Source organism: Methylobacter sp. S3L5C (assembly GCF_022788635.1).
Taxonomy (GTDB): Bacteria; Pseudomonadota; Gammaproteobacteria; order Methylococcales; family Methylomonadaceae; genus Methylobacter_C.
Genome location: NZ_CP076024.1, coordinates 2,124,703 through 2,145,975, shown reverse-complemented (window position 1 = coordinate 2,145,975; position 21,273 = coordinate 2,124,703). Strand labels below are relative to the sequence as shown.

The 21,273-nt window shown below is 46.1% G+C and carries 17 protein-coding genes; 15 read left to right on the top strand and 2 right to left on the bottom strand.

The features are described from left to right. Positions 1-263 precede the first annotated feature (263 nt). The 15 genes from KKZ03_RS09635 to KKZ03_RS09565 all read left to right on the top strand — a co-directional run bounded on the left by KKZ03_RS09635 (position 264) and on the right by KKZ03_RS09565 (position 20,044). The gene (locus KKZ03_RS09635; protein ID WP_243221274.1) at positions 264-3,926 is read left to right on the top strand and encodes a hypothetical protein; all 3,663 of its coding nucleotides are present in this window, start codon (positions 264-266) and stop codon (positions 3,924-3,926) included. A 229-nt stretch (positions 3,927-4,155) separates the two neighbouring features. Further along, a complete protein-coding gene (locus KKZ03_RS09630) occupies positions 4,156-5,577 on the top strand; it encodes an undecaprenyl-phosphate glucose phosphotransferase (RefSeq protein ID WP_243221273.1) in 1,422 nt (473 codons plus the stop codon). A gap of 12 nt (positions 5,578-5,589) precedes the next feature. Continuing rightward, positions 5,590-6,690 (top strand): polysaccharide biosynthesis/export family protein, encoded by a 1,101-nt coding sequence (locus KKZ03_RS09625; protein WP_243221272.1) that lies wholly within the window; start codon positions 5,590-5,592, stop codon positions 6,688-6,690. Between the two features lie 39 nt (positions 6,691-6,729). Further along, complete coding sequence (locus KKZ03_RS09620; protein WP_243221271.1) at positions 6,730-9,090, top strand: polysaccharide biosynthesis tyrosine autokinase; 2,361 nt, start codon at positions 6,730-6,732, stop codon at positions 9,088-9,090. Between the two features lies 1 nt (position 9,091). Continuing rightward, positions 9,092-9,394 (top strand): hypothetical protein, encoded by a 303-nt coding sequence (locus tag KKZ03_RS09615; RefSeq protein WP_243221270.1) that lies wholly within the window; start codon positions 9,092-9,094, stop codon positions 9,392-9,394. Positions 9,395-9,408: 14 nt separating this feature from the next. Continuing rightward, positions 9,409-10,659: an O-antigen ligase gene (locus KKZ03_RS09610; RefSeq protein WP_243221269.1), complete on the top strand. Its 1,251-nt coding sequence runs from the start codon at positions 9,409-9,411 to the stop codon at positions 10,657-10,659. 25 nt (positions 10,660-10,684) lie between these two features. Then, positions 10,685-12,013 carry a lipopolysaccharide biosynthesis protein gene (locus tag KKZ03_RS09605; RefSeq protein ID WP_243221268.1) on the top strand — a complete coding sequence of 443 codons (1,329 nt, stop codon included), beginning with the start codon at positions 10,685-10,687 and terminating at the stop codon, positions 12,011-12,013. Positions 12,014-12,094: 81 nt separating this feature from the next. After that, positions 12,095-13,039 (top strand): class I SAM-dependent methyltransferase, encoded by a 945-nt coding sequence (locus KKZ03_RS09600; protein WP_243221267.1) that lies wholly within the window; start codon positions 12,095-12,097, stop codon positions 13,037-13,039. Positions 13,040-13,197: 158 nt separating this feature from the next. After that, positions 13,198-13,980, top strand: coding sequence for a glycosyltransferase family 2 protein (locus KKZ03_RS09595; protein ID WP_243221266.1), 783 nt, complete (start codon positions 13,198-13,200; stop codon positions 13,978-13,980). 5 nt (positions 13,981-13,985) lie between these two features. Then, positions 13,986-14,840: a glycosyltransferase family 2 protein gene (locus tag KKZ03_RS09590; RefSeq protein WP_243221265.1), complete on the top strand. Its 855-nt coding sequence runs from the start codon at positions 13,986-13,988 to the stop codon at positions 14,838-14,840. 83 nt (positions 14,841-14,923) lie between these two features. Further along, entirely contained in the window at positions 14,924-16,123 is a 1,200-nt protein-coding gene (locus KKZ03_RS09585) for a glycosyltransferase family 4 protein (protein WP_243221264.1), read from the top strand. After that, the gene (locus tag KKZ03_RS09580; RefSeq protein ID WP_243221263.1) at positions 16,123-17,046 is read left to right on the top strand and encodes a glycosyltransferase family 2 protein; all 924 of its coding nucleotides are present in this window, start codon (positions 16,123-16,125) and stop codon (positions 17,044-17,046) included. Before KKZ03_RS09585 ends, KKZ03_RS09580 begins: the two co-directional genes overlap by 1 nt. 150 nt (positions 17,047-17,196) lie before the next feature. Beyond that, positions 17,197-18,588, top strand: coding sequence for a L,D-transpeptidase family protein (locus tag KKZ03_RS09575; protein WP_243221262.1), 1,392 nt, complete (start codon positions 17,197-17,199; stop codon positions 18,586-18,588). Positions 18,589-18,603: 15 nt separating this feature from the next. Beyond that, positions 18,604-19,143: a septal ring lytic transglycosylase RlpA family protein gene (locus KKZ03_RS09570; RefSeq protein WP_371744879.1), complete on the top strand. Its 540-nt coding sequence runs from the start codon at positions 18,604-18,606 to the stop codon at positions 19,141-19,143. 145 nt (positions 19,144-19,288) lie between these two features. Next, a complete protein-coding gene (locus KKZ03_RS09565; RefSeq protein ID WP_243221261.1) occupies positions 19,289-20,044 on the top strand; it encodes an IS5 family transposase in 756 nt (251 codons plus the stop codon). 202 nt (positions 20,045-20,246) lie between these two features. Here the strand turns inward: KKZ03_RS09565 and KKZ03_RS09560 are convergent, their stop codons facing one another. Both KKZ03_RS09560 and KKZ03_RS09555 read right to left on the bottom strand, forming a co-directional pair. Next, the gene (locus KKZ03_RS09560) at positions 20,247-20,630 is read right to left on the bottom strand and encodes a 4a-hydroxytetrahydrobiopterin dehydratase (protein WP_243221260.1); all 384 of its coding nucleotides are present in this window, start codon (positions 20,628-20,630) and stop codon (positions 20,247-20,249) included. A gap of 58 nt (positions 20,631-20,688) precedes the next feature. After that, positions 20,689-21,207, bottom strand: coding sequence for a nucleoside triphosphate pyrophosphohydrolase family protein (locus KKZ03_RS09555; protein ID WP_243221259.1), 519 nt, complete (start codon positions 21,205-21,207; stop codon positions 20,689-20,691). Positions 21,208-21,273: the final 66 nt, after the last annotated feature.

The window sequence follows — 21,273 nt, the reverse complement described above, 5'->3', positions numbered from 1 at the left end:
TCTGAAAATGTCCAGAACAAAATTAGTAAGGCGTTCTTTCATTGATTTCCGTGTGTGATCGTCAAAGTTAATCCCTTCTACAACCGCCCTTCCAGGGGATTTGCTTCATGGAAATCTGTTTCCGGCATCGAATAATCCAAACGCACCGCTGCCACATTTGTTGGCTTACACGACTGGAAAACCGTTATTATACACACAAGTATTGCATCATCCATCATCTTGTGATTGCATCAATTTGCCACTTAGCCAAACTTTTATAAGCCATGAAGCCATTAACCCTATTGCGTTTCACCGTACAAATAATACTGGTTGTACTGGCCGGACTAACCATTGCAAACGCCAATAAATTTGTTAAATTACCCGTAAAAGGTACGCTCGAAAGACCGCTTCTACTGCTTGAACTAGGCAGTAAGCCGCCGTCAATCGGCATTAATGATAAAACCACGCAAGTATTTGCCGGCGAAGTCTACGCTCACGAAGGCGATACATCAATTCAAACCGGCATCGATGAAATCAGCTCGTTGCATCCCGATTTTGGTAGCTGGAAAGTTAACTTTCGTTTCAAGGTCAATCCCGGCCTTCCGGCCAAACCCTATAACTTTTTGGCGCGTTGGAAACAGGGTGGCGATCCGAATGTCTGTGTGCAATCTTTCGAAATATGGGCAGGGCCTGATCAAGCCAAACTTGAACTGCGTGCCACATTGGCCATGAAGCCCAAGGGTTGGGATTATGCCTGGATAACCGCTGAAGCTCCGGTAAACCTTAAAGCCGATGATACCATTATCGAGGTACGCAATAGCGGCGCCGGCCATGATGCCAAAATCTTCGAAGCCTTTATACTGGCTCCACCATTGTCCTCTTTACCGACCAGCGGTACTGCAGACAAGCCACTGGTGCTGCTGGAGTTAGGTACTGCTCCCGCATTTGGCACAGCAGAAAAAGAGCCTTCTTTACAGGTTCAACCAGGCACAGCGACTGCCGGCCCAGGTACCGATTCACTATTAACTGAAAAAGACGAAGTTCAGGTTTTTCACCAAGGTTTTGGAAGCTGGGACGCAAGTTTTCGTTTTGAACTTAACCCGGAAATTATTCCCGGACAATACCAATTTTTTGCCCGCTACAAAAGTGGTGGTGAAGTTTCCCAGGTTAACCAAACCTTTACAATTAAAGCCGGAGCAAAACCAGATGGGCTGGCGACACGTGGTAGTTACGCGATAACAAATTCAACACCTTGGGAATATCAATGGCTGCAAGCCACCGCTACCGTCACTATATTGCCGGGGGATCACTGGCTGGAAATCAATAATACCGGTAAGGCCGACGGTACTAAAGTTTTCGATGCTTTCCTGATGAAACTGGAAACACCGCTGGACAACTGGATGAGCGCTACCCAAGCCCGATCAAGAAATCGCTTTCTGGCACTGACCAAGATACTACCAGCGGCCAATCGCCAGCTTCTGGTGCTTGATGGTAAAACCGGCAAAAATGACATCCTGTTTCGCGGACTGGGCTTGGATGCAGCACGGCCCAGCTATGAAAATTTGTCAGTCTCTTATTTAATTGGACCGGAAGCCGATACTCTCGCCCATAACTTAAATCTGCCGACATTGCCGGCCGCCGTAATAATGGACAACCTTCACTGCATTATTGGTGTGTTGGCAGAGCCAAAAAGCGACCAGGAGGTGCTTAATTTTCTTGCCGATCCGGCCAAATCCGGCAAGATGCCTGCACCGACAGCGATGGCTACAGACATACCGATACCACTTAAAGACGGTGTGCCGGAAGCCTGGCTGGTGGGTGGTTTGCAGGACGGCTTATCCGGTATGTCCATTTTTGGGCTGGATACCGAAACCACATTACGCCCCAATCTTGACCAACCCTATCTTGGTTTACAAATGATGGGCGGTGAAATGCAAACCTGGCGTATGGCAACGACCCAAGCCAATGGAATTACAGACATTGAGGCTAATACCCGACATTCCTATGGCTGGTCGCGTGGCAGTGGCTACGCACAACTTTACCTGCATGTCGATCAGGTCACTCAGGCGCTCCTGCATTTACAACAATCCGGCATCAAAACGGCCGTTTGGCTGGATGGCCAGCCGGTCAAACTGGCTGAAGATCCAAAACCATCGCCTGAATTGTCGTCTTCAGTGGAGCAATTTAAAACTCTGCTACACGGCCTGACGACAGAAGGTTTGATAGCAACTGCGCTATCAGATAAAGCCGAAGCACCCCGTCTTGCCGACTTAAATCTCACGCAAGGTTGGCACAGCCTGCTTGTCAAGCTGGTGATGCAGCATGATAAAGACCAACGCTTTTACTTTGCCGGCTCCTTCACCGATCCGGCAGGCCAAGCACTGGATTCAATAAAAACTCAACTGACCGATCCCGAGGCCGACCTTGCCCTTAACAAAATCGCCTCTCGGTTACGTCCGCTTATCTTTGTAGACGCACCGGCCAATCTTCCGTATCCGGATGAAGCACTCAAACTAAAAGTAGATATGCGCTGGCATCCTGTTTTGGAGGAAACCAGCTTGCCGGTACCGTTGCCAAGCTTTCAGGCAAAACTGCGCCTGCGCTTGGTTGACTATAGTGGTAAAGAGGTTGCGACTCAGGAAATAAGTGGACTGTTCCCCGGTGAAGTTGACGTAAACTTCGACAAGATTAGCAAGCCCGGCTACTACGCCGTTTATGCCTCTTTGTATTCGCCCGCCGGTCAGTTGATTATGAACTATCCAGCCGACGGCTTTTCAATCGTACTGGGCACCGCCGAGCAAAAACAGCGCCTGGACAAGAAAAAACTGTGGAATAACGATTATTATGCCTTGGCCGACGGCGATAAAAGCTTTAATCACGACGGTGGTTACTTTGACTGGCTACAACGGATGGGCATTTACAAGAGCTTCGGCAGCTATCCGGGATTTGATCCGCAATACCAGACGCAATGGGAACGTGCTAAACAACTTGATCTGGTCTTGTTCGCAGACTCCTCAGGTGATAGCAACTGGCTGAATGATACCCCTGCCGATGGCCAGGATTTTATCAAGACCGCCTCGGCATTTACCCGTTTTTTTAAATCGACCAACGAAATCGACATTCGCGCTGAAGCGCAATGGCAAAAACTGCGTGAGCCTGAGCACTGGGTACAACGTGCCAAATGGGAATATGAACAAGCGCACAAAGTACGTAGCGATGCCCATTATGTTGGTGGTAGCCTGGTGCGACCGGGGGATAAAGAAGGCGCGGGACAGTGGTTTAAGCAGGTATTGCAACTGGGACTGGATCAATACCAGGATGCTTGGGACGTTCATGCCTACCCCCAAAAAGCGCCACGCTTCGGTGGCCCCATTGGCAATGGCGAAAGCGAAGATGAACGGGGCGTATTAATGACTTACGCAAGCCTCGGCAAAACCAATAAATTACCGTTCTGGCTGGGCGAGACCGGTGCCAAAGCCATGCATGGTTTGACCGGCCGCCGCTGGCAAGCCGAGCAAGTCGCTAAAATAATCGCCTGGGTCAACAGTCGCAGCGATTATCTGGGTTTGGCTTTCTGCATAGGTCATGAATATGACCTGGCTTATGGCCGAATTTGGGATTACTCGATGGGCCACAAGCCTGGTGAGGCTGCCATGTATACAGCCAGCGCCTTGATCGACGGCCTGCCTTACCGAGCCGTTGACGCCAAAGATGCCAATATACAGACCGCTTACTTTGGCGAAACCTTGATGCTTTGGCGGACTGATGAGGCAACTGCCGACTGGCCACTTAAACTCGATCCCGGCAAAACGTGGGTACTGGTAGATGTGGTTGGCCACCTTCAAGAGTTGGCGGTTAATAACTCAGGTATCGCCAGCATCCCAACCACCAACAGCCCGGTTTATGTGCTTTCGCGCTCCAACTATGAGCGCTTGACCCGGTATTAAAGTTCACCGTTTAAATTCACGCGGAGAAATCCTGCTCCGCGTGAATATTCTTGAAATAATCCCTGTCTTCATCCAATCTTAATCAAACCCAGCGGTTTGCTCTCATGTTGCCCCTGTATTCTTTGAACCAATCATAGCGACCAGCACCTGTTGCCGGACGTGATGACTTTGGGATGAACGGCTTGCACTGTTCATCATTGAACACAGACCGCATAGGGGTTTAGCGATTATGGCACTTGGATTAGGCAACATTTTCAACGGGCTCTTCAAGCAATATGGACACACAGTGATCATCTTGCTGAGACTTATCGATATCGCCATGTTATTGGCTGCCGCTTGGGTTGCCAATTATTTTTGGCTACACGAAGTCGCCATCAATAAAGATTATCGCATTGTTATCGCTCTGGGTATTTTAGCGACCATTATCTTTTTCGAAATAGGCCAGGTTTACCGTCCCTGGCGAAATGACACCATGCGCAGCGAAACCGCCCGTATCGTGAGGGCGTGGGTATTTGCCATCGTCTCGGTTATTGCCATCGTTACTTTGATACGTTTACATTTTTGGTTCGGTTCCAGTTATCGCTGGATCATCACCTGGTGTGGTACGGGCTTGTTATTCATGCTCACCGCACGCACCCTGTTTTCGCATTTATTGCGTTGGCTACGAACTCGTGGCTGGTCTCAGGGCCGTATCATTCTGGTCGGCTTAAATCAGATGGCCATTGCTGTTAGTAAACAATTAAATCATTCATCTTGGGCAGGTCTGGAAGTTATCGGTTATGTCGATGACCGCGCCGTTAACAGAAATCTGGCCGGTGACTTTTCGCTGCCACAACTTGGAAAACTGGAAGACCTCGCCGACATTGTCACCACCGAAGGCATTGATGAAGTCTGGATTGCCTTTACCGGTGAATCGCTGATAGATCGCGCCCAATATCAACTGCGACATTTACCGGTCAGTATTCGCTTAGTTATTGATTGCTTTGCTTTCAAGCAAAGTAAATTTCTGAGTCTGAATACTGTGGCGGGGATTCCAACCCTGGATTTTTTGGTTTCTCCACTACAAGGCTTTAATGGTTATATCAAGGCATTCGTCGATAGATTGTTTGCGCTGATCATCCTGATACTGATTAGTCCGTTACTATCCTTTATCGCTATCGGCGTCAAGCTGAGTTCAAACGGTCCGGTGTTTTATCGACAAGAACGGATTGGCTGGAACAATCTTCCCTTTACCATGTTGAAGTTTCGTTCAATGCCTGTTGGCACAGAAGCCAAAACCGGTGCGGTTTGGGCCAAGTCGGGTGAAAACCGAGCCACCAGATTTGGCAGTTTCTTGCGTAAAACCAGCCTTGATGAACTTCCGCAGCTAATCAATGTGCTTAAAGGCGATATGTCTCTGGTTGGACCCAGACCGGAACGCCCGGATTTTGTCGAAGTATTTAAAGACCAGGTGCCCAATTACATGAAAAAGCATATGGTCAAGGCTGGCATCACCGGCTGGGCTCAAGTCAACGGTTGGCGCGGCGATACCGACTTAAACCAACGCATAGAACACGATTTATATTACATCCAGCATTGGTCAGTGTGGTTCGATTTGGAAATTGCCCTACGCACCGTACTAACAGGTTTTATCAATAAAAACGCTTATTAAGGAAACATCGTTATGTTTAAGTTGAGTCTCCTATCACTGATTTTACTGTTACCCGCTTGCTCATTAACACCGGGCATGAATATGAAAGCAGAAAATAACTTGTCGGAGCTGGAAGTGCCGATGATGAAAAATGGCAGAATGACCAAGGGTAAAACCCCAATCGTGCCAATTACGGCGGACCTGATCATTGAGCGGGAAAATGCCCGACTGAAAACGGATAATAACCTTCCGCCAGTGGATATCAGTAAAGTGAGCTATAAAATCGGGCCACAAGATCGCTTGCAGGTTACGGTTTGGGAGCATCCGGAACTGAATGATCCCGGTGGTGAAAGGATAACTCCAGAACTGGCCGGTAAAGTGGTCGATGACAATGGCGACCTGTATTACCCCTATGTGGGCAGTATTCATGTCGGTGGAAAAACCATTACCGAGGCCAGGACTGAACTGACCAGCGAACTGTCCAAATACTTTAAGAAAGTCAAACTTGATATCCGTGTGCTGTCATTTCAAAGCCATAGGGCCGCTATCGTTGGTGAAGTTAAAGTACCCGGTGTTCAGTCCATGAATGAAACACCGTTAACTATTTCCGAAGCGATCAGCCATGCTGGCGGGGTAACCGGAGATGCCGACATGAGCAACGTTGCTCTGGCACGCGATGGCAAATCCTACAAGATTGATGTACTGGCACTCTATGCAAAGGGTAACTCTACTCAAAATTTGCTGCTCAAGGATGGCGATGTACTGTATATCCCTGACCATAGAGACAATAAAGTATTAATGCTGGGTGAAGTCGGTAGACAACAAGCCCTGCAGATAAACAAAGGTAAAATGTCACTGGCACAGGCTCTGGGAGAAGCTTATGGTTTTGACTTAAACACCTCCAGACCGGAAGAAATTTATGTGATTCGACCAGGCGATATGAATCCCGAGATTTTCCATTTAAATGCCGGCTCTCCTGATGCAATGATCTTGGGCGACCAGTTTGCCTTGCAAGCGCATGATACCGTATTCGTAGGCACCGCAGGCGTTACCCAATGGTCACGTGTTCTAAACCAAATACTGCCGGGATCATTCACATCAATGATGTCACTTGCAGCAACCCAAGGCATGTAAAAGCCTTTTAAGGCTATTGGTTTTTCAAACAATTGAGATATGAAAACTATGTATTCACAAAATGAAGCTACTACACAGTTCCAGCCAGTAAATCCGCACAGGATCGAAGAGCATGGCGTCAGTATCCGCGATTATGTAGATTTGCTCATCGAAGGCAAAAAAACCATTTTGTTAACGTTGGTATCGGTTTTACTGATCACATCAATCTATTTGATTCTTGCCCCACGCACTTATAAAGCTGATGCGCTGTTACGGATCGATAAAAACAAGGCGTTGCTCGCTGCACCGCTTCGTAGTGAGCCTAATGGTGCCTCGGACGAAACCGATAATCCGAGAGCGCAACGTGAAGTGGAAATCCTCCGATCCAGGTCAGTACTTGGTAAGGTGGTCGATGATCTGAACCTGATGGTGGAATATTCAGCTTATTACTTCCCCGTTATTGGAAAAACGGTGGCCCGCCATCATGATAGCCATGACGGGGTTGCCACGCCCTGGTTAGGGCTTGATCGCTGGGCCTGGGGCGGCGAAAAGCTAAAGATAACGTCCTTCACCCTACCGGATCGTTATCTGAATAAAGAATTTACCATTATCGCGCTAGAAAAAGGCCATTTTCGCTTACTCGGCCCTAAAGATGAAACCTTGCTTGAAGGACAAACAGGCGAAATCCTTACTGCTGATCTGGGTGAAGAAGTACCGTTGATGATTAATATCGCTGAGCTCGCTGCCCATAGCGGAACCCATTTTGAATTAACCCGGAAAACCTCGTTGGCTGCCATAGAAACTTTGCAAAAAGCTTTTTCGGTCAAGGAAGTTTCCAAAGACACAGATATTCTCAACGTCGAACTTAAAGGCAATAATCCAACGCAACTGGCTAAATCAGTCAATGACATTGCCACTATTTATGTCAGCGCGACTGTTAATTGGGAATCTGCGGAAGCTTCACAAAAGTTAAGCTTTCTTGAAAGTCAATTGCCTGTTATTAAGGATCGCCTGGAAAAGTCGGAGCAAAGCCTCAGCATCTTCAGACAAAAACATGGCGCAGTTGATATATCTGCCGAGGCTGAAATATTACTCAAACAAGCCTCAGAAATGGAAACACTGGGCATTCAACTCAAACAAAAATATGACGAACAGAATCAACGCTTGGAATCTGCCCATCCAGACATGATATCGACCAACGCACAAATTAAACGTATTGACAGCAAACTCAGCGCTTTAGAAAAACGTATCAAGGATTTACCCCGCACTCAACAAAGCGTGGTCAGCCTGTCGCGTGATGTAAAGGTCAATACCGAACTTTATACTTCAATGCTCAATAGTGCCCAGGAACAACGTATTGCCGCTGCCGGTTCACTCGGTAACTCACGAATTATTGATTTGGCGGTAACACCTGAAAAACCATACTGGCCAAACCCCGGCATGCTGCTAACCCTTGCCGGCTTACTGGGCTTGAGTGCAGGATCGGCGCAAGTATTTCTGAAAAACTCCCTGCAACGTCACGATAATTATCCTGCCATGCTGGAATATCAAGTAGGTTTACCACTTTTTGCCGCTATTCCGCATAGCAAGAAACAACGTAAACTGGCGCGTTTGATTGATCAGGGTAAAGATCACGAACCGGGTATTTTGGCCAGTCAAGACCCACTGGATATTTCCGTGGAGTCGCTGCGCGGTTTGCGTACCACTCTGGAAGCGACTATGGACAGTAATGCCAGCAAAGTCATTATGGTTAGTAGTCCTGCACCGAGTATGGGTAAATCTTTTGTTAGTACCAACTTGGCAGCACTACTGGCGAGTATCAAGAAACGCGTGATAATTATTGACGCTGACATGCGTAATGGCCGGTTGCATGAAGCATTTTCCGTTGACAAACAACCGGGACTTTCCGATCTTTTAGCTGGAAGGGCCACGCTCGGTGAAGTCATCATCAGTTTGCCCGATATAGGTGTGGACTTTATACCACGTGGCAGTATGGTACTAAATCCTGCAGAATTACTGGTTATCGGTAATCTGGAAGAGACCCTTGAGCAGCTGAAGAGTTTTTATAATCATATCGTAATCGATTCACCCCCTATTTTGGGTGCAACCGACGCCGCTATTATGGGCCAACACGCTGACGCTACCTTTTTAGTAGTTAAGGAAGGTCGCTACACGGCTCAGGAACTGGAGGTCAGCTTCAGACGCTTTAAACAGGTCGGGGTCAATCCGAATGGTTTTATTATCAACGATATGAAAGAAGAGTCATCTTATTATGGCTATGCCTATAACCAAACCAACATCGAAGCCAAGAGCAATTCAGGGTATAAGACCGTAAAAGGTTGGTTTGGAAAAAATCAGGATAGTCGCTATTTGGCTGCCGAAAAAGTGACAGTAGAGCTTGATGATGAGGTAGAGGTGTAACATGAAAATACAAATCAAAAAGAACTTATCCATGCTGCTGTTCGCCCTGACCAGTACCTCGACACTGGCTTCCTTACCGATAGCCGAAGCTACCTGGACGGGTGTGAAAGCGGTTTATAGTGAACAGGATTTTGGCTTGTCCATACTTCGGGAAGCCATGCTGGTAGCACTCATCAGCCAGGATGGCACAGCCAAGCCAGTCAACCTGAATGGCCGGATATCAAGCGATGGCAGACTGGTCTGGAAAACGCCGAAAGCATCGCTATCTGCCTGCTGTGAAAGTGACGAAAAAACCAGATCATAAAGGCCGGGCATAAGATGACTATACGCTTTGAAAGAGATTTGCCCATCCTGCTGTTTGCCCTCGTCAGTATGTCGATACTGGCTTCTTTGCCTCAGGTAGAGTCAGCCTGGACAGGCGTGAAGGAAGTTTATGGCGAACAGGATTTTGGTTTGCGTATTCTTCGCGAAGTTATGTTGATGGTGCTTGTTGCCTACGCATTTTTTGAAACACGCTTACGGGGCGGTCTGTTAACCAGCCAAATATTTGCATTTTTGGCTGTAGTGGCAACTTATGTGCTGTTTGAAACCGGCTATGCACTATATTTGGACTTGCCCTGGGTAGTGCCATTAGCCGGTCTGCGTGTTTTTGAATACCTGCCTGTAGCATTGGTTGGCTTCGTCGCCAGTCGCTTGGGCGGCGGCGACCATGTTATCTATAAATTTGCCTGTTACCTCCGTTATTACATCGCCTTTGAAGCCCTATTGGCAATAGCCCAGGCCTTGTGGTCACCACATTTGTTCGGAGTATCATTTCTGGGCGGTGGACGACCATTCGGTACTTTTGTCAGCCCCAACCTGTTTGGAGCCAGTATGGCAACTTGTGCGCTACTGTTCTCAATGGTTCCGGCAATGGGAAAGTGGGTCGCTATCAGCGTATTTTTAGCGTTACTAAGTGGCTCGCGAACCGCCTTTATCAGCTCACTACTGGTGGTTTTTTTCCAGATTTTTGCGTTGCTCCGGGCAAGAGATCGCTGGGCATTGATTATACCGGCACCCATATTTGCCATAGGAGCGTTGGTATTGGCATCCAGTCCCTTGATCAGTGGCCGCGATGATGCCAACCCAACCGAAGATGGTCGTATAGGTTTATGGCAACGGATATTTGCCGAGCAAATAAATGATCCTGCCGATGTCCTATTCGGCTGGGGACTGGGTTTAAGCTCAAATACCATCAATGTTCTTTATGGTGCCGAACATTTTAAAGGCCAATTTGACTCTGACAGCCTGTATTTATTCTTGCTGAACGGTTATGGCCTGATTGGTCTGCTGGCGTATATTTTCTTTTTATGGACAACAACAAAAATGTCAGCCCATCCCAAAAAAGGCGTGGTAATGATGTTTATCTTTGTTGCCGGACTGACGTTTAATATGTGGGAGTATTTCCCGCAAAACGCGATATTGATGTTTTTGTGGGGGACCGTCTTGGGTACAGGCTATCAGCCTGCTTTGGCACCATTGATGACAAACCCGACAGTATCAAAATCGTATTACCAGCGTCCCTCCTGATAACAAGCCATCAAAAGGAAAAATCATGTTCGGACTGTTAAAAGAAAAACAACTATTCGGCGACGCCTTCTGGGCGCTGTTTGGACAATTACTGTCCGCCTGCGCTTTATTGGCAGGAACCCGTTTTCTTACCGAACTGGTAACACCTGAAGTTTACGGACAAGTTGCTTTATTGAATGGTTTTGTTGCGCTGGGCGTTACCCTGTTTTCCTATCCTTTTATCTGTGCCGGCATGCGTTTATTGCCGGAGTGTATGGATAAATGGGAGCGAGCAGATTTATACGCTGTGGTGACCCGTCTGACTACCCGCTCAACAGCCGTAGCAATAATGCTGCTAATAGTGGGTGGTGGAGCATACAGCTATTTCACACACAGCGATTTTTGGCTGTTGATGCTGGCAGGTATTCTTCTTGTAGTAACCGTTCGCCGCGAACTCGGTATCCAGTTACTGATCGGCGAGCGTAAACAACGTGGCGCAAGCTTGTGGCAAACCACTGACAGCATCTTGCGTCCCTTGTTTGCGGTATCGCTGGTCTGGTGGGGCGACCAAAAAACAGAGTGGGTTTTACTGGGTTACATCCTGGCAAGCATGCTCTCAAATATGGCCTGGTCGTTTGTACAGGACAAGAAATTACCAAAAAAAAAGCGTCCGGTTATCGCCCGTTCGTTTAAAACCGATGTATGGACATACGCTTTACCGTTAATCCCGATGGAATTGATATTTTGGATCAACGGCTTGGGTGATCGCTACATCATTGGTTATTTGATGACGGCTGCCGAGGTGGGTTTATATGCAGCGACTTACCTGATCATCAACGAAGCGTTTAATCGCAGTGCCATGGTTTTGTTACGTATCTTTCAACCGGTTTATTTTCAATTGTATTCGTTAAACCAGAGCAAGGAAGCCTTTAAAATCTTATGGATATGGATCGCCTGTGTTTTTATTTTAGGGGTTACCGGCGTGTTGTTATTGCTGGCTACCAGCGATTTGATAGCCTCCTGGGTATTGGCAAAATCCTATCATGCGGCAGTAGATCTGATGCCGGCCATAGCCGTTGGCTGTGCGCTACATGCTTTGGGTACTGTGGTATCGCAGCCGCTGCTGGCTAATAAACGGACACGCTTGTTGTTACTGGGGCGCATCTGTGGTGCAGTTACGGCGGCCATCAGCATTCCACTGATGGTAAAAACTTACGGTTTACCCGGTGCCGCCATGGCTAATCCCGTTTATTTTGGCGTTGAGACACTGGTTTTAACCATCCTGGCCAGACCATGGCGCTATATCAGAGCTAAAAATAACGCAGTAAGAAAGCCGACAGAAGAAGACATAGCAGACAACGAGCTGACGGTCTGACCGTTTCCTTACATGAAAGATAAAATATTTTTAAACCAGCTTCCTGGTCAACCGGTTATCAAATAAATACAGGGGAATGTTATGACTTATGCATCAATAGCTTCAGAAATTTATGGCGATGTTTTACACAAATGTGTGAGCTGTGGCGGCGGAAGAATAAAATTTTGGCGTCAAAAAAACTTTCACTATACTGAAAACTCAAGCCATAAAGAGTTTCGTATCTACCGCTGCGAAAGTTGTGGAACCGGATTCTTAAATCGGCCGCCACATATGCAATGGTTACAATCCATTTATCAATACTCAGGCCAGGCCCTTACCCAAGCGATAACGCTGGAAGACGTATTAGCCAGAGAAACTCTCTTTCCCAACTGTAAAGTCGATGCTGATCGTATGAGTTATCAAGCCAATCGGCTAAATAGTTCGGGCAATGGTAAGGCGCTTGATATTGGCTCGGGCTTTGGCTTTTACACCCAGGCTCTTAGAAAATTTGGTTATCAAACTATTAGTATTAATCCTGGCAGCTATGAAAACGATGTCTTTAAAGATTTGAATGGTGATGAGCCGCTTGCCGTCATGTTCGAGAATTACGAACCATCCGGACAGTTTGGCGTTGTGATGATGTCACAAGTATTGGAGCATTTGCTGGAACCGGATCAAACAATCAGCAAGGTATCCGCCCTTTTGGCATCAGGCGGTGTTTTGGCTTGCGCCGTACCTAATTACAATTCATTTTTAGTCAAGTTGCTGGGCACCAAGGATAACGCTTGTTTATGGGTGCCGGAACATGTCAATTACTTTACCGAACAGGGCTTAACAGCCTTGGTTGAGCGCAACGGCTTTCGGGTTGTCAAGATGCAGCAAATAACCCGCGTCCCGTTTAACGCAGCATCCAAAAGATTAAGACTAAAAGGCAAACCGGCCGCTCTTGTTGATGGCCTGGTAAAATTTCTACAGATTCCGTTTGCCGGTTTAATCAATTATTTTGGACTGGGTATTTACATCAATTTATATGCTGTGAAAAATTAAAAATGGTGCTTTGTCCGCGAAAGACGATGCCGGTGGATGTTTACCTTACCGTTACTGCTCATGGATATCAACAACTTGATATCCCTATGAATATTCTTATGCTTTTAGTGGACTTACTGTTTTTTCCAAGTTTATGCCAACAATTTTAAACCAAGACTATGCTAACTATTGTTATTCTGACCAAAAATGAGCAAGCCAATCTACCAGCTTGTCTGGCGGCTATTCCTCAACACTATCCCGTTGTGATAGTGGACTCGGGAAGCACCGACAATACGGTAGCCATAGCCAAGAGCCGGGATTGCCAAATTTATGTTAATCCGTGGCCGGGTTTTGCTGAACAACGAAACTTTGCCATCAAGCAATGCGCTATCACTACACCCTGGATATTATTCGTTGATGCTGACGAAATTTACCCTCAAACATTTTATGACTGGTTTGAAGCCAAGATGGTGGGCACCGATTCGGTTGATGTGATGATGGTGCCGTCGGTACTTTATCTGCGCGGTAAACGCTTAAATCACGCACCAGGCTATCCGATTTATCATCCAAGACTGGTACGCAGGGACACTACCCGCTTTGTCCGCAACCATACCGGACATGGTGAAGCCGTTATTAATAGCTGTCGAATCGGACACGCCGTAATTCCTTACGAGCACTATTTTTATCATGGCGAAATTATCGAATGGATGCATAAACACGTTGATAAAGCCGCACAAGAGGTGCAACTTCAACCACCCACCGATGCAGTAATGACCAATCGGGGACGCTTAAGCGTTTTATTGGGACGGTCATGGCTAAGAATTCTCGCCCGTTTTTTATACCACTTCGTATTCCGGGGTGGCTTTTTGGATGGTTTTGCCGGCCTGGAATTTGCACTCATGTTTACCTGGTATGAGGCAACTATCTATGTGCAGGCAAAAGCCGGTACACAAACAAGGTGAACACTATGAAAATTTCGTTGGTTTTAGCAACACTGGGAAGAGATAAAGATGTCGCTGATTTTTTAACGTCTCTAACATGTCAAACCTATAAAAATTTTGAGTTGATCATCATCGATCAAAACAGGGACGGTAAAATTGACGCTATCGTTAGGCAGTTTAACGATTGCCTTACTATGCGGCATATAAAAGTAGATTTTGTCGGTAACGCCAGAGCCAGAGACTACGGTATAGGCTTGGCTCAAGGCAGAATTATTGCCTTCCCCGATGACGATTGCGCATATGACAAAGAAGTTTTAAAACAAGTAGTCGCCGAGTTTACCAAACGCAAAAATCTTTCCATATTGGTTGCCGGTTCCTATGCTTTTTCCTCCAGCCGTTTTAGCATCGGTGTTAACAGCAGTAAAGCCCAATATTTTTCACGCTTCCAAATGATGGGCGTAGAGTTCACGCAGTTTTTTGATCGAAACAAGATTGACGCCAAGCAGTTCCATCTGGATCACGATTTTGGCATTGGCTCCAAATATTCCGGAGGCGAGGGTTTTGAACTTTTGTATCGTTTACTTCGGGTAGGCAATACGGCCTTTTATACCCCGGGAATAAAAATTTATCACCCCGATAAAGATCACTACAAGCTGGGAACCGGAAGAATGTTGATGTATTCCACCGGAGTTGGCGCCTATATCAGAAAATTTGCCAATCAACAGGATGCCTACATTCTTTACTACATTGCTCGCAAAATGTTTGTCGCTCCCCTGCTGAAAATGCTGTTCGCCCTGATTTCATTAAACCCTAGAAAACTGGCTTATTCTTTTTACAATCTCGTCGGTATTTGGCGTGGATTTTTTGCCTATGGAAGGTAATAAAAAATGAAAACAAACCAGCTATTCCACACGAACCTCATCAAGGTCTTTATTTATTCGCCAACAGTTTCAGGAGAAATACGATGAAAGTAGCTATTGTAACCACACATATACCCCCAGCCAAAGGTTATGGCGGCGTGTCTGTTACTGCCAGTGTTTTAACCAAAGCCTGGGCGGAACGTAATCATAAAATGGTTTTGGTCGCTTCCGATGAATCAATTGCCGGCCGACTGAAGCCTGAAGATGTGCGTCTTGGCAAGCAAGTTGACGTTAAACTTTATCGTTGTTACGGCTTCAGGCGTTGGGGCTTTGGCCTGGGGGCTATCCCGATGCTGTTTAAGCTGTGCTTACAGGCACCGGTAGTTTATATCCACGGCATTGCCACCTGGCCATCGACCCTTGCCGCCATTTTTTGTGTCGTGCTGCAACGCCCGTTTATGGTGGCGGTACATGGCGGACTGATGCCGGAGCATGTTGAACTGATACGACGGGAAAAACCCCACAAATGGCTATTCTATCGATGGTTGACCTTTCCGACTCTGCGCCGGGCTATCGCCGTACATTGCACCAGCGATACCGAAGCCGAAGGCGTACGCAACGTGCTTGGCAAAGATGCCCGCGTATTACTGGTTCCTAATGGTATCGATAGTCGGGATATTAAGGTTGCGCCCTTTCCTGACGAGGAAGGCATGAACATCTGCTTTTTGGGACACATTCAGCAAGAAAAAGGCATCAATGCCTTTATCAGAGCCTGGTTAAAAGTTCGCCGTCCTGCGGATCGCTTATTGATTGCCGGAAGAAGCGTCAATGGCGCTTATTTTGAAGAGTTTCAGGCGCTGGTTGAGCAGGCCCAAGGCGCTATCCGTTATAACGGTTATCTGGAGCGCGACGAAGTACTGGACTTGTTGGCGACCAGCCATTTTCTGGCATTGCCTTCAGGCTTGGAAGAAGCGGGCGGTATGCGCGAGAATTTTGGCAATGTGGTTGCCGAAGCCATGGCTGTCGGACGTCCTGTATTGGTAGCCAAAGGCTTGGCATGGGATCACCTGGAATCGGCTGGAGCGGGCTTTGTTTTTGATAGAACGGAAGCATCCGTCTGCGAAGTGCTACGTAAAGCGCAAGCAGTGGGCGATGGCTTAAAATGGGAACAAATGTCTTGGAGTGGCAGACAGTATGTCGAACAACAACTTAATCCCGTTAGATTAGGTGAACAGGTCTGGCAAGTATTGAATAATCATAATCAAAAAAATCAGCCACAACAACTGGTCAAGGAGTCTTCATAATGATTAAGGTCGGTCTTATCGTACCCACGTTAAATGCAGGGAGTCTCTGGGAATCCTGGCTAAAAGCCTTCGCACTACAGACCCGAAAACCGGATTATCTGTTGGTCATTGACTCTTCTTCCAGCGACACTACCGTCGCCTTGGCTCGTGCCCAAGGCTTTACTGTCGAGGTAATTTCAAAATCAGAGTTTAATCACGGCGGCACTCGCCAGTTTGGTGTGAACAAGCTGTCGGCAATGGATATCATCGTATTTCTGACTCAAGATGCCTTATTAGCCAATGCCGTTGCTATCGAAGACCTGTTAACCGCATTTAATGACGAGCAAGTTGGTGCGGCTTATGGGCGCCAGCTTCCGCATCGGGACGCAGGCCCCATGGCCGCGCATGCCCGTCTTTTTAATTATCCCGCCAAAAGCCAGCTGCGCAGTATGGCAGACCGCACCCGCTTTGGCATCAAAACAATCTTTATATCCAATTCTTTTTCCGCTTTTCGGCGCAGTGCACTCATGCAAGTGGGCGGTTTTCCCGTCCATACGATAATGAATGAAGACACTTATGTAGCCGGAAAGATGTTAGTTGGTGGCTGGAAAATTGCCTATTGCGCCGATGCCCAAGTATTTCACTCTCATGACTACAGTTTTGTGGACGAATTTAAACGTTACTTTGATATCGGTGTGTTCCATACCAATACGTCGTGGCTACAACAAACATTTGGTGGCGCGTCCGGTGAAGGTTTACGTTTTGTGATCTCGGAAATGCGTTACCTGCTTATACATGCACCCTGGTTAATTCCCTCCGCAGCACTGCGGACGGGTTTGAAATGGCTGGGTTTCAAATTGGGTAATCTGCATAGGGGATTGCCACAAGCTATTCGTCGATACTTTAGTATGCATAAAACTTACTGGCTTCGCACCTCACCATAAGGCAATTCCCTGCGAAGAATAGGCTCACATTTTGCAAGGGCTATCATTAGTGGCTGGACACTATTTTAGTGGCGCTTTAATATTCCATTAAGTTCCCTTGTATTAAAATGGCCAATACCATAACGGTTCAACGCTGTGGTATTGATCACTGTGAATACATCACCTTTGGATAACATTCAAATGCACCTGGCAGACTTTAAAAAACCAACATCTCCGGCCATCAAATTAGTCGGCATAATACTGATCAGTATTTTAATGAGCGGTTGTCAACATCTGAAATTTTTCCCCGATCTAAATGAAGATCTGACTTTTCGGGGTGAAGATAGTCGGCAAAAAAGCCGGCCACAAATAGAAAACATGGAAACCCATGAGTTTCAATTAGCCGACGGACAAACGGTGGTCGGCACGATTGCCGCAGTAAACACCCAAGAAAACGACACATTGTCTGATATTGCCCGCCATTTTGGCTTGGGCTATAACGATATCAGCAGAGCCAACCCGTCTGTATCTCCGTGGACGCCGCCATTAAATAGCCGCGTATTATTGCCTTTGCAATTTATTCTGCCGGATACGCCTCATAAAGGCATTGTCCTTAATCTGGCGAATATGCGCTTATTTTACTATCCCAAAAAACCGTCGGACAAAGTCGTTACTTATCCTGTTGGCATTGGTCGTCAAGGCTGGAACACCCCAAAAGGATTAACCAGTATCATAGCCAAAAAAGCCAACCCGAGTTGGGTGGTCCCCGCTTCCATACACAAGGAACATCTGGAAAAAGGCGACCCGTTACCTAATGTAGTCACCGCAGGTCCCAATAATCCACTGGGACTCTTTGCCATGCGCCTTGGTTTTCCCAGTTATCTCATCCACGGCACCAACAAGCCTTATGGCATTGGTATGCAAATTAGCCACGGTTGCATACAACTTTATCCCGAGGATATTGAAGTATTGTTTAAAGAAGCTTCAGTAGGCATGCCGGTACAAATAGTTCACCAGCCCTATCTGGCTGGCTGGCATCAGGACATGCTGTATCTTGAAGCGACCGAACCACTGCAAAAATGGGCAAAGGCCAAGCCACAACTTAAAAAACAGTTATTAAAAGAATTACATAAAATCAGCACCAAGAAAAATGTTGCTATCGATTGGGAGAAAGTCGATCAAATTATAGAGCGCTCGGATGGCATTCCCGTACCCATTCTTAGCCAAAGTACGGACTTGGCAAGCCTTTCTGCAAATGCAGTGCAGCTAAAGCATCCTGAACAACTCTATCAACAACCGATTGTTGCAGAGTTAAAAGATAGCGACTGGTCAATTTTAGTGGCCAGTTTTGATAACGAAGCAGACGCGCAGGAACTGGCAACAATGCTTAATCATCAAGGGCCTATTATTCCTGCACGTAAAATTAAAAAAGATGATGGCTATCAAGTTATCGCAGGGCCTTTTAAAAACAAAAAGGAAGTCAATAACATCGCAAAACGCATTCAAATGGATTTTGAACTTGATGTTAAACCTTTAAAACCTCGTTTAATCTCAAAAGACTAGCGAGAACCGAAAAAGATGATGCCTTATCCAAGCTGTTTTTATAAAGCAAAATATCCCCTGCCCACCGGATTTCTGGTTGGGTTAATGCTGTTAAGCAGCTTACTGAGTGGTTGTGCTTCCGAGCCAACCTTATCAGAGTCTCAGGCAACGACACCGCAAACGTCGCGACATAATAGCTCTGGTCATAAAGCCGCCTACAACAGACCTTATAAGGTAAAAGGTAAAACTTACTATCCAATGCCCTCAGCTGCAGGCTATAGTGAGCAGGGTTTGGCCTCTTGGTATGGCTATGAATCAGGTAACCGTACTGCCATGGGCACCCGCTTTAAACCCAAGAAATATACCGCTGCGCACAAAACATTGCCGTTACCCAGCAAAGTGCGGGTAACCAATTTGCGTAATGGGCGCTCGATCATTGTATTGGTTAATGATCGTGGCCCCTTTAAAAAAAACAGATTAATTGATTTATCACAAGGTGCAGCAAAAAAAATAGGTGTACATGGCGTGGCTAACGTAAAAATTGAATATATCGGTAATTTGGCTGAAAATGATTAACCGGTTTTAGTGTCACTATCGGAACGAGTTTAAAACCAGTGTCCACGAAAGACACGAAAGACACGAAAAGCACGAAAAAAAGCATTAATCCCCTAGGTTCTGTTGACGTTTCACCAATCCGGTAGAATAAGTCGTTTTGAATGAAATGAAGCGGATAACATTAAGTGATGAAGAGTGGACTCGTATTTTGGCAAGCTTAAAAAAATTGCCTGGAGTTCATATCGGTTTACCCGATATTTGCAGGCAGTTTGTTATTGCCATTTTGTGGATATTACGTACGGGAGCACAGTGGCGTGTATTACCGTCAACGTATGGTAAATGGAATAGCATCTTCAAGCGTTTTTCACGTTGGTGTATCAATGGCATATGGGGTGAAATTCTCTGTCATCTTGCTGAAGACGCTGATTTACAAGATGTTTCCATGGATGGTTCAGTTATTAGAGCACATGCCTGCGCAGCTGGAGCGGCATATAGTTCTGCTGAGAATGAAGCACTTGGGCGCTCCAAAGGTGGATTTGGTTGTAAGATTCACGCGCTTTGTGATGGCTTGGGCATGCCCATCAAATTTATCCTGACAGGCGGGCAGGAGGCTGAATGCAAGCAAGCCATATCTTTATTGGAAAATGTTAATGCTTCAGCCGTTTTAGCAGACAAAGCCTACGACACGAACGAGTTGCGGGAGTGGTTAGCCAGTCGTGAAATAAAAGCGGTTATCCCACCTAAATCGAACCGAAAAGAAGATATTGAGTGCGATTATTGGCATTATAAGGAGCGGCATGCCATTGAATGTATGTTCGGTAAGCTCAAGCACTATCGCAGAATTGCTACACGATATGAGAAAAAAGCTATTAATTACATGGGGATGCTATCATTTTCCTCGGTGCTTTTATGGCTGAGGTGAAACGTCAACAGAACCTAGTACCCAAGTTGGAACTTGGGCACCAGTTCATATCGGTAAAAGCGTTTTGATTGGCTGCCAAACTCGAACAAATAGCTTCGATGCAAGATGCAATAAAACGAAATCGAGGAATTGGGTTAAATTAAAACCCGGCATTTATTTCGTGTCTTTCGTGCTTTTCGTGGACAATGATTTAATCGGAGTCTTAATCATATTTAAGATATTTAAACCGTGGATCATCGGGTGTACCTTCTAATGCGCCACCGTATTTACCCGGTTGCCACATAATGACCTCTTCGATTTTCTGAGCCAATTCAAAATCCTTATTGGTAATGCCTTTTGCGGCATGATTCATTAATTTAACAATCACAAAAGCATAAGATACCGTAAGATCAGGATGATGAAACGCCGCCTCCGCCAAATGCCCCACCGTATTAACCACCATTAACGTCCCTTTCCACCCGCTGGTTCTATATTTACGGCGAATCCAGCCGTTCTCCAGATACCAGTGTGGTATGTATTCCTTCAACCGACTTTCAACCTCTTCATCAGAATAGGTTTCATCTTGTGTTTTATCTCTCCAGCCCATATTAACCCACCTTTTATGTTAAAAAACCATGTAGAAGTATAAGCAATTAATTATCGTGTTATTCGTAAAGACAATCACTCAAATCAGCTACTTTGTGTTTTGGCATTCCCTCGGGTTGTTCATAATCCGCTTGCGACATTTTACCATCATGAATCATTTGAAACGCTTTATCAAAATCTGCATTAATAAAACTTCTCGATAAATAAGCACATAAACAATAAACCGCTGAATAATCTTCAGGACTGCCCGAGGTACAACGATTAATCTTGTCAGAAAAAAGACGCATTAAAGAGATGACATGACCATCATGTTGCCACGCTACCGACCTGTCCAAAACATCCGCTCCGGCAATGGCAATAGCTTCCAAGGCACAATAAGACAAATTAATCATCGCGGCTAAAATAGCGACCATATCCCCGACTTTAAAGGCTTTTAATAACTTACTCCCTTCCTCCATAAGCAAGCCCTGACGCAGTATAATATCCATTTCGGATAAGGATTGATTGGCTCCCTGTTCTGCCTGACGGCATGAAAATGCATCGTGAAGTTCTCTAACCAACTGCAAGTTTTTGTTCATGGCTTTTTACCTTCATCAGTTAATGAGCAGCTTGTTTAAAACTAAAAATTTTCATAGAAAATAATT